The sequence below is a fragment of the Kitasatospora sp. MY 5-36 genome, from assembly GCF_001182915.1.
In the GTDB taxonomy this organism is placed as follows: Bacteria; Actinomycetota; Actinomycetes; order Streptomycetales; family Streptomycetaceae; genus Kitasatospora.
Window position 1 is genome coordinate 1 of sequence record NZ_LFVW01000343.1, and the last position, 12867, is coordinate 12867.

Consider the following 12867-nt stretch of genomic DNA (forward strand, 5'->3'; position numbering starts at 1 on the left):
CGGCGGGGCGACGGGACGCGGCGGGACCTGCCCGCCTCCGGTGTACTGCGTCACGGCACCTCCCGACACTTCTCAGCGGGGACACTACACGGCGGCCCGGCAGCGGGCACAGTCCGCCGCCGGGCCACCGCCCGTACCCTCAGCGGGTGGTGAGCCGCTCGGCCAGCGCGCGCAGCGCCAGCTCGTAGGAGCCGAGCCCGAAACCGGCGATGGTGCCGGAGGCCACCGCGGCGATCACCGAGGTGTGCCGGAAGGTCTCCCGGGCGTACGGGTTGGAGATGTGCACCTCGATCAGCGGCGCGGTGCGCTGGGCCGCGGCGTCCCGCATCGCGTACGAGTAGTGGGTGAACGCACCGGGGTTGATCACCACCGGCACCTGCCCGTCGGCCGCCTCGTGCAGCCACTCCACCATCTGCTGCTCGGAGTTGGTCTCGTGCACCTCGACCTCGAAGCCGAACTCCTTGCCCAGCGCGGTGCAGCGCTCGACCAGCCCGGCGTACGAGGTGGCGCCGTAGACGTCCGGCTCGCGGCTGCCCAGCCGGCCCAGGTTGGGGCCGTTGAGCACCATCACCCTGGTCACGCCGAGACCTCCGCGTACGCGGCGACCAGCAGCGACGGGTCGGGGCCCTCCAGTACGGAGGTCTTGCCGAGGCCGTCCAGCACGATGAAGCGGATCAGGTCGCCGCGCGACTTCTTGTCGATCTTCATCGCGTCCAGCAGCTTCGGCCAGGCGTCCGCCCGGTAGCTCAGCGGCAGGCCGACCGAGGCCAGCACGGTGCGGTGCCGGTCGGCCGTCTCGTCGTCCAACCGCCCGGCCAGGCGGCCGAGTTCGGCGGCGAAGACCATGCCGATGGAGATCGCGGCGCCGTGCCGCCACTTGTACCGCTCGTTGCGCTCGATGGCGTGGCCGAGGGTGTGGCCGTAGTTGAGGATCTCGCGGCGGCCGGACTCCTTGAGGTCCCCGGAGACCACGTCGGCCTTGACCTGGATGGCGCGGCGGATCAGCTCGACGGTGTGCGGGCCGGACGGGGTCTTGGCGCCCTCGGGGTCGGCCTCGATCAGGTCGAGGATGGCCGGGTCGGCGATGAAGCCGCACTTGATGACCTCGGCGAGGCCGGAGACGTAGTCGTGCTTGGGCACCGTCTCCAGGGTGTCGAGGTCGGCCAGCACGCCCACCGGCGGGTGGAAGGCGCCGACCATGTTCTTGCCCTCGGCGATGTTGATGCCGGTCTTGCCGCCGACGGCCGCGTCGACCATGCCGAGCAGCGTGGTGGGCATGGAGATCCAGCGCACCCCGCGCAGCCAGGTCGCGGCGACGAAGCCGGCCAGGTCGGTGGTGGCGCCGCCGCCGAGGCCGACGATGACGTCGCTGCGGGTGAAGCCGGTCTGCCCGAGCACCGACCAGCAGTACGCGGCGACCTCGACGCTCTTGGCGTCCTCGGCGTTGGGCACCTGGAGCACGATGGCCTCGTAGCCCTCGCCGAGCAGGTCCTCGCGGATCGCGTCGGCGGTGGCGGCGAGCGCCTCCGGGTGGATGAGCGCCACCCGCTTGGCGCGGGTCCCGATCAGCGGAGACAGCTCACCGAGCAGCTGGTGCCCGATCAGCACGTCGTACGGGTCGTGGCCGGCGCTGCCGCCGACGTGGATCCTGACGGTGGTGTCAGTCATGGGGGGTCTTCAGCTCCAGTGCTTCCAGTACGGCGTCCGCGACCTGTTCCGGGGTGCGCCCGGCGGTGTCGACCACGGCGGTGGCCACCTCCAGGTAGAGGGGGCGGCGGGCCTCCATCAGCTCGCGCCAGCGGGCCCGCGGGTTGACGGCCAGCAGCGGGCGCGGGGCGTCCAGGCCGACCCGCTTGACCGCGTCGGCGAGCGGGACCTCCAGGAAGACCACCGGCAGCTCGTGCAGCAGCGCGCGGGTGGCCTCGGCCATCACCGCGCCGCCGCCGAGCGCCAGGACCCCGTCGTGCCCCTCGGCGGCCGCGCGCACGGCGGCCGCCTCCAGCGCGCGGAAGTGCGGCTCGCCCTCGTCGATGAAGATCTCCGGGATGGGCTTGCCGGCCGTCGCCTCGACGTCGGCGTCGGTGTCCCGGAAGCCGACGCCCAGGCGCTCGGCCAGCATCCGCCCGACGGTGGACTTGCCACTGCCGGGCGGGCCGACCAGCACGACAACGGGGTTCGTCATCGGATGATCAGGTTGTCGAGGTAGCCCTGCACGTTGCGGCGGGTCTCGGAGACGTTGTCGCCGCCGAACTTCTCGTTCACCGCGTCCGCCAGCACCAGCGCGACCATCGCCTCGGCGACGATGCCCGCGGCCGGGACCGCGCAGACGTCCGAGCGCTGGTGGTGCGCCTTGGCCGGCTCGCCGGTGCGCACGTCCAGGGTCTGGAGCGCCCGCGGCACGGTGGCGATCGGCTTCATCGCGGCGCGCACCCGCAGCACCTCGCCGGTGGACAGGCCGCCCTCGGTGCCGCCGGAGCGGCCGGAGGTGCGCTTGACGCCCTCGGCGGTCGGGACGATCTCGTCGTGGGCCTGGGAGCCCGGCACCCGGGCCAGGTCGAAGCCGTCGCCGACCTCGACGCCCTTGATCGCCTGGATGCCCATCAGCGCGGCGGCCAGCCGCGCGTCCAGCCGGCGGTCCCAGTGCACGTGCGAGCCGAGGCCCACCGGCACGCCGTACGCCAGTACCTCGACCACGCCGCCGAGGGTGTCGCCGTCCTTGTGGGCCTGGTCGATCTCGGCGACCATCGCCTTCGAGGCGTCGGCGTCCAGGCAGCGCACCGGGTCGGCGTCCAGCTTGGCCTCGTCCGAGGGCAGCGGCACCACGCCGGCCGGCGCCTTGGCGGCGGCCAGCTCGACCACGTGGCTGACGATCTCGATCCCGGCCACCTCGCGGAGGTAGGCGCGGGCGACGGCGCCCAGCGCGACCCGGGCGGCCGTCTCGCGGGCGCTGGCGCGCTCCAGGATCGGCCGGGCCTCGTCGATCGAGTACTTCTGCATGCCGGCCAGGTCGGCGTGGCCGGGCCGGGGGCGGGTGAGCGCCTCGTTGCGGGCCAGGCCCGCCAGGACCTCGGGGTCGACCGGGTCGGCCGACATGACCTGCTCCCACTTCGGCCACTCGGTGTTGCCGACCATGATCGCGACCGGGCTGCCCATGGTCAGACCGTGCCGGACGCCGCCGAGGAAGGTCACCTCGTCCTGCTCGAACTTCATCCGCGCCCCGCGGCCGTAACCGAGCCGGCGGCGCGCCAGCGCGTCGGCCACCACGTCGGTGGTGACCGGTACACCGGCGGGCAGGCCTTCCAGCGTCGCGACGAGTGCGGGGCCGTGCGACTCCCCCGCCGTCAGCCAGCGCAACGTACCCAACGGAGCTCCTTCATCAGCGGACCGGACCACGGCACCGCCGGGGCCCGCCCCGGGCGTGCCTTTTGTACCTGAATCCTTTCATGCCCCAGCGGCACCCGGGGGCACAGTCCGCGTGACGGACAGCAACCGGCCACGATCCGGCCGGGAACCGCCCGGGAAACCGGACGGCGGGCGGGCACCCGGCTGCGGGGCCGGGCCCGCCCGAGTCCTCCGGGGCCGGGCTCAGTGCCCGGCGAGCGCCTTCTCCCCCGCCTCGCGCATCGCCGCCAGCGGCCCGGGCGTCCGCCCGGTGAAGGCCTCGTTCTGCAGCACCGCCTGGTGCACCAGCAGGTCCAGCCCGCCCAGGACGGTCGCCCCGCGCCCGGCGCAGGCGGCGGCCAGCGCCGTCGGCCACGGGTGGTACAGCACGTCGAACAGCGCGCCCGGCTCGGCGGGCAGCGCCTCGGCGAAGACGTCGGTCGCGCCGACCGGCGTGGTGGAGATCGTCAGCGGCCGGGCCAGCGCCTGCGCCCCGAGCTCCCAGTCGGCGGTGCGGACGGCCACGCCCAGCCGCTCGCCCAGCTCGGCCATCTCCCGGGCCCGCTCGGCGCTGCGCACGTAGACCTTCACCTCGCCGGTGCAGATCTGGGCGAGCGCGGCCAGTGCCGAGGAGGCGGTGGCCCCGGCGCCCAGGACGGCCGCCTCGGGCACCTCGGTGATCCCGCGCTCGCGCAGTGCGTTGACCAGCCCGGGGACGTCGGTGTTGTCCCCGGTGCGCCGGCCGTCGGCGGTGAACACCACGGTGTTCACCGCGTCCACCGAGCGGGCCGTCGCGCTGACCTCGTCGAGCAGCGGGATGACCGCCCGCTTCAGCGGCATGGTGAGCGACAGCCCGGCCCACTCGGCCTCGTCCAGCGCGGCGACGAACCCGGGCAGCCCGGCCTCGTCGACCTCGAAGCCGTCGTAGCGCCAGCCGTCCAGCCCGAGCGCCGCGAAGGCGGCCCGGTGCAGGTCCGGCGAGAGCGAGTGGGCGATCGGCGAGCCGAGAACGGCCGCCCGGTGCTTGCTGGTCAACGCTTCTCTCCGCGAACTGGCGAACTGTCGTCCGGCCGCGGCTGCTTCCTGGTGCCGCGGCCACTTCCTGGTGGTGCGGCTACTTCTTGGTGGTGCAGTGGCCGCGCGCCTCGTCGAAGCCCTGCCCGGCCGACTGGCAGTACTCCTTGACGTTGGCGTAGTGCTCCTTGCTCGTCTCGGCGAACCGGGTCTTGGTCGGGGACATCGCGATGAAGTACAGCCACTTTCCGTCCGCCGGGTGCAGCGTCGCGCTGAGCGCCTCGTCGCCGGGGTTGGAGATCGGACCGGGCGGCAGGCCCTGGTTCACGTAGGTGTTGTACTTGTTGGACGCGTCGTCCATGTCCTTCTTGTCGAGGTCCTTGCGGCCCAGCGAGTACTGGAGCGTGGTGTCCATGCCGAGCCGGTGGTTGATCTCGCCGCCGGCCGCCAGCCGGTTCTGGATGGTCTTGGCCATCTTGGCGAAGTCTTCCGGGTTGTTGCCCTCGCGCTGGAGGATGCTCGCCTCGATGAGCACCTCGTAGCCGGTCTTCAGCCCCACCGAGGCCGCCTGGGCGTCCAGGTCGGCGTACTTCTCGGTGGCGTTCTTCACCATCTGCTTGAGCAGGTCCTCGGGCTTCATGCCGTCGGCGACGTTGTAGCGGGTCGGCCAGAGGAAGCCCTCGATGTTGCCGTTCGCGTACGCCGGCAGGCCGAGGTCGTTGACCTGCGCCTTGGCGACGCCCGCCGTGGTGCCCGGCGGCAGCTTCAGCTTGGTGTCGATGAGGGTGTAGATCTCGGTGGAGTTCTTGCCCTCCGGTACGACGATCGCCGCGCCGCCCGCCTGGGCGAGCAGCTCCTTGAGCGCGGCCGCGGCCGGCATCTCCTTCTTCATCCCGTAGAAGCCGTACTGGATAGTGCCGCACTTGGGCTCGGCCTTGCAGGCCGTGTTGAACGCGTCGACGCTCTTGACCACGCCGGCGTTCTTCAGCGCCAGGCCGATCTGCCCGCCGACCGCGCCCTTCTTGACCTCGACCTGGACGGAGCCGGTGCCCTCGCCGGTGAAGTCCGGCGCCGGGCCGAAGTGGTCCTGGTAGAAGCCGTAGCCCCACCAGCCGGCCCCGCCGACGGCGCCGAGCAGCACCGCGGCGACCAGCAGGCAGGCGCCGCCGTTGCGGCGGCCCGACTTCTTGCCCTTCTCCTTGCGCTTCTTCTGGGCCTCGCGGGAGTCGTCCTGCTCGCCGAGGAAGCCGGCCTCCCCGGCCTCGGCGTGCTCGTCGGGGTACCCGTCCTCCTCGTGGCGGCCGCCGTCCGCGTGGCCGTCCCACTCGTCCGTCCCGCCCTCGCGCGCGGCGCCGACCGGGTCGGCGCCGGCCTCCAGTGCGGCGGCCTCGGCCTCCCAGTCGATCCCGTCCGGGCCGGGGCCGGAGGCCGGCACCGGCTCCGGCTCCGGCTGCGGCTTGGCCCGGCGCCGCGGCACCTGCCGCTGCGGAGCCTGCTGCTCGGGGGCCGGCTGCTGCGGGGGCTGCTGCTGGAGGGGCTGCTGTGCCTGGACCTGCTGCGGCTGGACCTGCTGGGGCTGGACCTGCTGCGGAGCCTGCTGCTGGTAACCCTGCTGCTGCACCGGCGCCTGCTGCTGGGGCAGCTGCTGCTGCGCGTACCCCTGCTGCATCGGCTGCTGCGGTTGCGGCTGCTGCGGCACGTACCCCTGCTGGGGGTAGCCCTGCTGCTGCACCGGCGCCTGCTGCTGCGCCATCTGCTGCTGGTAGCCCTGCTGACCGCCCGGGTAGCCCTGCTGCGGCATCTGCTGCTGGGGGGCCTGCTGCTGGTAGCCCTGCTGCGCCATCATCTGCTGCTGCATCTGCGGCGCCATCTGCTGCTGCGCGTACCCCTGCTGCACGTCCCCGTACTGCTGCTGGACCTGCTGGCCCTGCTGCGGGTACTGCTGCTGCCACTGGCCGTCCTGCTGGCCGGGGACCGGCTGCCGGCCGTCGTACCCGGGATCACCGGGGTGCCACGGCTCGCCCTGGGGGTTGTAGCCCCCGCCCAGATCGGTCATTGATCCCCTTAACCGACGGTGACGACCGGAGGATCAAACCGGCCGTCCGGGACGACGCGGTCCCGGCTGATTCTCGAACCGGCGTGCTAGCGCAGCGCCTGGAGGGAGACGTTACCGTACCGCAGCCTTACCCCCGGCCGGGCGGACGCACCGTCAGTGAGCGATCTCACCGACGGCACACAACTCCGTTACGGCGTCCCCGCACCGGGAGCGGAAGGCGCACCGGCCCCGCCCGAGGCCCCCGGGGCCGTCGCCGCCGGGTCGGAGGGCGCGCCCGACGCCGGGGCGCTCGGCTTGGCCGCCGCCCGGTTGGCGTTGAACTCCGCCACGTTGCGTTGCTGGACGTCGAAGCTGTCGGTGAAGCGGGTGTCCCCCGGCTTCACGGTGACGAAGTACAGCCAGTCCCCCGGCGTCGGGTCCAGCGCGGCCATGATCGCCTGCCGCCCGGGGTTGGAGATCGGGCTCGGCGGCAGCCCGGCGTGCAGGTAGGTGTTGTACGGGGAGTCCAGCCTGGTGTCGGTCACCGAGGTGTTCAGGGTCGAGCGGCCGAGCGCGTAGTTGATGGTGGAGTCCAGCTGCAGGGGCATGCCCTTGGCCAGCCGGTTGTAGATCACCCGGGCCACCTTGCCCATGTCCTCGGTGTTGTCGGCCTCGCCCTGGACCATGCTGGCCACGGTGATCAGCCCGTACACGCTCTGCCCGAGGTTCTGCGCGACCACGGTGGCGTCGTCCCGGCCGAACTCCCGGCCGGCCCGGTCCACCATCTGCTTCAGCAGGTCGAAGGCGGTGGTGCCCTCGGTGACGCTGTACGTCGCCGGGAACAGGTAGCCCTCCGGGCTGCCGTTGGCGAAGTCCGGCAGGCCGAGTTCGGCGCCCTGGTCCTGGGCGGTCTTCTGGGCGGTGCCCGCGGGCAGGTTCAGCTTCTTGTCGATGGCCGCGTAGATCTGGTAGCCGCGCCAGCCCTCGGGGATGGTCAGGCCGTTGGCGTTGGCCGGGTCGATCAGGACCGCCAGCGCCGCCGCGGCCGACATCCGCTGCTTCAGCGTGTACGTCCCGGGCTGGATCCGCCCGGCCGCCGCCGCGCTGCCCTTCGCGGCCCGGGTGAAGGCGAGCGAGCTGGCCACCACGCCGTTGCGGACCAGCGCGGAGGCGATCTGGGAGAGGCCGGCGCCCTCCGGCACCGAGACCTGCACGCTGCCGGTGCCCTGCCCGGCGAAGTCGGCGGCGGCCGGGGGTTTGCGCTGCGCCTGGATCCAGGTGTACCCGGTCAGCCCGACCCCGCCGAACACCGCGATCAGCGCGAGCGCGGTGAGCCCGCAGGCCAGCCCGTTGCGCCGTCGGTGCGGATCGGGCGCATCGAAGCGCGGACGGGGCGCACCCGGCGGACGGCCCTCCGGTTCCAGCACCGGTGCGCCCAGATGCCCGGGCGTGAGACCCGGGTGGAAGTCCTGGTCGGTCATGGCTCGCGCCCCCTTCGGCGGTCCCAGATCGATCCGGATCGACATGAATCGATCCAAAACAGACAAGGAAGCGAACGAAAAGGGGTCCGTGCGGACGCGTCCGCACGGACCCCTCAACGGGACGTTAGATCAGACCGGTCAGCCGACCGCCTCGACGCTCTCACCGGGCGGGCGTCCGCTCACCCGTTCGGACTCAAGGGCGGTCTGCAGGATCACCACCGCGGCGGCCTGGTCGACCACCGAGCGGCCCTTCTTCGCCTTGACCCCCGAGGCGCGCAGCCCGTGGGTCGCGGTGACGGTCGACATCCGCTCGTCCACCAGCCGCACCGGCACCGGGTAGAGCCGGTTCGCCAGCCGGGTCGCGTACGCCCGGACCTTCTCCGCCGCCGGGCCCTCCTTGCCGCTGAGCGAACGCGGCAGCCCGACGATCACCTCCATCGCGTCGTACTCCTCGACGATGGCGGCGATCCTGGCCTGCGACTTCACCCCGGCCGGGACGGTCTCCACGGGCGTGGCGAGCACCCCGTCGGGGTCGCAGGACGCGACCCCGATCCGGGCGTCCCCGACGTCGACGGCGATCCGCCGACCCCGTCGGAAGGGCCTCTCCTCGAGCTCCATCAGCTGGCGCGCTCCGCGACCAGGCCGAGCACCGCGGCGATGGCCTCACCGACCGCGGCCGGGTTGGAGCCGCCGCCCTGGGCGACGTCGTCCTTGCCGCCACCGCCGCCGCCGAGGGTCTTGGCGGCGGTCCGGACCAGCTCGCCGGCCTTGATGCCGCGGCCGCGGGCGTCCTCGTTGGTGGCGATCACGGTCAGCGGGCGGTCGTTCGCCACGGTGAAGGCGGCGACCACGGCCGGGCGCGAGCCGAGGCGGCCGCGCACGTCCAGGACCAGCTTGCGCAGCTCGTCCGCGCCCACGCCGTCGGCGACCTGCGCGGCGACCACGGCGATGCCGTGCACGTCCTCGGCCGAGTCGGCCAGGCCCGCCGCGGCGGCCAGCACCTTCTCGGCGCGGAAGCGCTCGATCTCCTTCTCGGCGTCCTTGAGCTTGGCGAGCATGCCCGAGATCTTCTCCGGCAGCTCCTCCGGGCGGCCCTTGACCAGCTCGGTGAGCTGGGCGACCACGGTGTGCTCACGGGCCAGGAACCGGTAGGCGTCGCTGCCGACCAGCGCCTCGACGCGGCGCACGCCGGAGCCGATCGAGGACTCGCCGAGCAGCTTCACCAGGCCCAGCTGGGCGGTGTTGCCGACGTGGGTGCCGCCGCACAGCTCCTTGGAGAAGTCGCCGATGGTGACGACCCGGACCTCGTCGCCGTACTTCTCGCCGAACATCGCGATGGCGCCGGCCTTGCGGGCCTGGTCCATCGTCATGACCTCGGCGGTGACCTCCAGCTCGCGGGTCAGCACGTCGTTGATCTTCTGCTCGACGTCGACCAGCACGCTGCCGGGAACGGCGGCGGGCGAGCCGAAGTCGAAGCGGAAGCGGCCGGGGGCGTTCTCGGAGCCGGCCTGGGCGGCCGTCGGGCCGAGCGCGTCGCGCAGCGCCTGGTGGGTCAGGTGGGTGGCCGAGTGGGCGCGGGCGATCGCCCGGCGGCGCTCGGTGTCGATCGTGGCGTACGCCGAGGCGCCCAGCACGACCTCGCCGAACAGCACCCCGCCGGAGTGCACGATGACGCCCGGGACGGGCTGCTGCACGTCGCGGATCTCCACCACCGCGCCGGACTCCAGCCGGATCCGGCCCTGGTCGGCGAGCTGGCCGCCGCCCTCGGCGTAGAACGGGGTGCGGTCGAGGATGATCTCGACCTCGTCGCCCTCGGAGGCGGCCGGCGCCGGGACGCCGTCCACCAGCAGGCCGACCACGGTGGCCTCGCCCTCGGTGAGGGAGTAGCCGGTGAAGACGCTGGCGCCGGACGTGTCGGCGACCTCGCGGTACGCGGCGACGTCGGCGTGGCCCATCTTCTTGGCCTTGGCGTCGGCCTTGGCGCGGTCCCGCTGCTCCTGCATCAGGCGGCGGAAGCCGGCCTCGTCGACCTGGAGGCCCTGCTCCTCGGCCATCTCCAGGGTGAGGTCGATCGGGAAGCCGTAGGTGTCGTGCAGCTTGAACGCCTGGTCGCCGGAGAGCACCGCGCCGCCGGACTGCTTGGTCTCGGTGACCGCGGCGTCCAGCAGGTTGGTGCCGGCCTTCAGGGTCTGGAGGAAGGCCGCCTCCTCGCCGACGACGACCGTCTCGATGCGCTTGCGGTCGCTCTCCAGCTCCGGGTACTGCGGGGCCATCGCCTTGATGGCGATGTCGGTGAGGTCCTTGGCCACCACGCCGGTGGCGCCCAGCAGGCGCATGTTGCGGATGGCGCGGCGCAGGATGCGGCGCAGCACGTAGCCGCGGCCCTCGTTGCCGGGGGTGACGCCGTCGCCGATCAGCATCAGCGCGGTGCGGATGTGGTCGGTGACCACGCGCAGCGAGACGTCCGCCTTGTGGTCGGCGCCGTAGGTGTGGCCGGTGAGCTCGGCGGCGCGGTCGAGGATCATCCGGCTGGTGTCGATCTCGAAGAGGTTGTCGACGCCCTGCAGGATGGCGGCGAGGCGCTCCAGGCCGAGGCCGGTGTCGATGTTCCGGCTCGGCAGGTCGCCGAGGATCTCGAAACCGTCCTTGCCGTCGCCGTGGCCGCGCTCGTACTGCATGAAGACCAGGTTCCAGATCTCCAGGTAGCGCTCGCCGTTGACGGCCGGGCCGCCCTCCTCGCCGTACGCGGGGCCGCGGTCGTAGTTGATCTCCGAGCACGGGCCGCACGGGCCGGGGACGCCCATCGACCAGAAGTTGTCCTTCATGCCCAGGCGCTGGATGCGCTCCGAGGGCACGCCGATGACGTCACGCCAGATCTGCTCGGCCTCGTCGTCGTCCTTGTAGACGGTGATCCAGAGCTTCTCCTTCTCCAGGCCGTAGCCACCGTCCGCGACGGGAGTGGTGAGCAGCTCCCAGGCGAACTTGATGGCTCCTTCCTTGAAGTAGTCGCCGAAGGAGAAGTTGCCGCACATCTGGAAGAAGGAGCCGTGCCGGGTGGTCTTCCCGACCTCCTCGATGTCCAGGGTGCGCACGCACTTCTGGACGCTGGTGGCGCGCGAGAACTGCGGCTTGACCTCGCCCAGGAAGTAGGGCTTGAACGGCACCATGCCGGCGTTGACGAGCAGCAGGGTGGGGTCGTCGGCGACCAGGGACGCCGACGGAACGACGGTGTGGCCGCGCTCCTCGAAGAAGCGCAGCCAGCGGCGGCGGATCTCAGCCGACTCCATTAGTGGTCCTTCCGGTTCGGGGTGCCGCCCCGCGGCGGCAGGGCGCGGCGGGGCGTTTCTTCAGTGGTCTGGGGGGTGGTACGGGCGCTGCGGGACGGAGGCAGGGCGGCGGCCGGGCTACCGGGCGCCGCCGAGATAGCTCGGTACTGCGGCTCGCCGCGCAGGACCCGGCGGTCGCCGCGGGGCTCCACCACGGCGGTGCCGTGCAGCCCGAGGTCGTCCTTCAGCTGCTCCTCGCGCTCGGCCATGCCGGCCTTCACGTCCTGGGCGAACTGCTTGGCCAGGTCGCCCAGGTGCAGCGCACCGCGGGCGGCGGTGCCGGAGAGGCTGTCCGGGGTCAGCCGGTGCACGGCCTCGTTGGCCTTGTTCATGGCCCAGACGGTGGCGCCGGCGCCGACCGCCATCCAGAAGATGCGTCGCACCATGCCGTCAGCCCCTCACCGCGCGCCGGACCCGGGAGAACAGTCCGCTCCTGGGCGCCGTCGCGGCGCGGACCTCGGCCCGGATCAGCCGGGCCAGCTCCTCGCGCTCGCCGGCCTGCGAGGGCACCGGCGGCACGCCGCCCTGCTGCCGGGCGACGGCCTTGCGCACGCCGTAGCTGAACGCCGCGACCTTCACCAGCGGTCCGCCCAGGGTGGCGGCCACGGTGGAGGAGAGCGCGTTGGCGTTGGCGGCGGCGTCCTGCACGTTGGCGGTGATCTCGTCCACCCGCTCCAGCTGCTCGTTGGCGCTGCGCACCGCGGCGCCCGCGTCGGTCAGCAGCGGGACGGCCTGCTCGGTGACGGCGGAGACCAGGACGGCGGCCTCCTTGAGGACCCGGGAGAGGCGGACCAGCACCACGGCGAGCAGGGTGACCAGGACCGCCCAGAAGACGGCGACGAGCAATCCGGCCAGCTCTCCCACGGACACCTTTGCGCGCTCCCTCGCCTTGCAGCTCTTCAGAGGGAACCCTATCGCGCCGACGCCCGGTTTCCGGACCGGGTTCTCTCCCCGGCGATCCGGTCGGGTGTGCGATCGGCGCGCGTAACCTACCGGCCGGTCACCTCGTTCTGCCTGGCAGGCCGTCGCCCGTACGGCCCGACGCACGTCCGGACCGCGACGGTCCGGCCTGGAGCACGGGGAGCAGCCCTTGGCCGGGGACTGGAGAGCGGAGCCCGGGGAGCCCGAGGCGGGGCCGCCCGAGCCGGAGCCCGGCCGGCTGCCGGCCGAGCTGACCGGCTTCGTCGGGCGGCGGGGCGAGCTGACCGAGCTGGCCGGCCTGCTGGCCACGGCCCGGCTGGTGACGGTCACCGGGCCCGGCGGCGTGGGCAAGAGCCGGCTGGCGCTGCGCGCGGCGGCCCGGGCGGCCGACGCGTTCCCGGACGGCACCTGGCTGGTGGACGTGGCCCCCGTACAGGACCGGTTGCTGCTCGGCCACGCCGTCCTGGAGGCGCTGCGGCTCACCGACGGCGGCGCCCGTCCGCCGCTGGACGTCCTGACCGACCGGCTGGACGGCCGGCGCCTGCTGCTGGTGCTGGACGGCTGCGAGCACCTGGTGGAGGCCTGCGCCGAACTGGCCGACGCGCTGCTGCGGGCGCTGCCCGAGCTGCGGCTGCTGACCACCAGCCGCACCGCGCTGCGGGCCTCGGGCGAGCACCTGCTGACCCTCGCGCCGCTGCCGGTCGGCCCG

General features: G+C 73.1%; 12 protein-coding genes. 1 reads left to right on the forward strand and 11 read right to left on the reverse strand.

The genetic code is table 11. The features are described 5' to 3' along the window. Window positions 1-139: 139 nt before the first annotated feature. The 11 genes from aroQ to AE652_RS21520 form a co-directional block, all read right to left on the reverse strand. On the reverse strand, window positions 140-568 hold the full coding sequence (gene aroQ, locus AE652_RS21470) for a type II 3-dehydroquinate dehydratase (RefSeq protein WP_049653999.1): 429 nt from the start codon (window positions 566-568) through the stop codon (window positions 140-142). 8 nt (window positions 569-576) lie between these two features. Beyond that, entirely contained in the window at window positions 577-1668 is a 1092-nt protein-coding gene (gene aroB, locus AE652_RS21475) for a 3-dehydroquinate synthase (RefSeq protein ID WP_049653979.1), read from the reverse strand. Next, on the reverse strand, window positions 1661-2182 hold the full coding sequence (locus AE652_RS21480) for a shikimate kinase (RefSeq protein ID WP_049653982.1): 522 nt from the start codon (window positions 2180-2182) through the stop codon (window positions 1661-1663). The genes aroB and AE652_RS21480 overlap by 8 nt, the downstream gene beginning before the upstream one ends. After that, a complete protein-coding gene (gene aroC / locus AE652_RS21485; protein ID WP_107086502.1) occupies window positions 2179-3363 on the reverse strand; it encodes a chorismate synthase in 1185 nt (394 codons plus the stop codon). The genes AE652_RS21480 and aroC overlap by 4 nt, the downstream gene beginning before the upstream one ends. A gap of 222 nt (window positions 3364-3585) precedes the next feature. Then, a complete protein-coding gene (locus AE652_RS21490; RefSeq protein WP_049653985.1) occupies window positions 3586-4416 on the reverse strand; it encodes a shikimate dehydrogenase in 831 nt (276 codons plus the stop codon). 79 nt (window positions 4417-4495) lie between these two features. Next, entirely contained in the window at window positions 4496-6451 is a 1956-nt protein-coding gene (gene mltG / locus AE652_RS21495; RefSeq protein ID WP_049653988.1) for an endolytic transglycosylase MltG, read from the reverse strand. Window positions 6452-6639: 188 nt separating this feature from the next. Beyond that, the gene (gene mltG / locus AE652_RS21500) at window positions 6640-7911 is read right to left on the reverse strand and encodes an endolytic transglycosylase MltG (RefSeq protein WP_063780218.1); all 1272 of its coding nucleotides are present in this window, start codon (window positions 7909-7911) and stop codon (window positions 6640-6642) included. Between the two features lie 138 nt (window positions 7912-8049). Further along, the gene (gene ruvX / locus AE652_RS21505; protein WP_049653990.1) at window positions 8050-8529 is read right to left on the reverse strand and encodes a Holliday junction resolvase RuvX; all 480 of its coding nucleotides are present in this window, start codon (window positions 8527-8529) and stop codon (window positions 8050-8052) included. After that, on the reverse strand, window positions 8529-11198 hold the full coding sequence (alaS, locus tag AE652_RS21510; protein WP_049653992.1) for an alanine--tRNA ligase: 2670 nt from the start codon (window positions 11196-11198) through the stop codon (window positions 8529-8531). The genes ruvX and alaS overlap by 1 nt, the downstream gene beginning before the upstream one ends. Beyond that, the gene (locus tag AE652_RS43145) at window positions 11198-11623 is read right to left on the reverse strand and encodes a DUF6167 family protein (protein ID WP_053112171.1); all 426 of its coding nucleotides are present in this window, start codon (window positions 11621-11623) and stop codon (window positions 11198-11200) included. The genes alaS and AE652_RS43145 overlap by 1 nt, the downstream gene beginning before the upstream one ends. A 4-nt stretch (window positions 11624-11627) precedes the next feature. Then, window positions 11628-12107, reverse strand: a complete 480-nt coding sequence (locus tag AE652_RS21520; RefSeq protein ID WP_049653994.1) for a DUF948 domain-containing protein — start codon at window positions 12105-12107, stop codon at window positions 11628-11630. 220 nt (window positions 12108-12327) lie between these two features. Between AE652_RS21520 and AE652_RS21525 the strand changes: the two genes are divergently transcribed. After that, on the forward strand, window positions 12328-12867 hold a 540-nt coding region (locus AE652_RS21525; protein ID WP_049653996.1), incomplete at its 3' end, for an AAA family ATPase.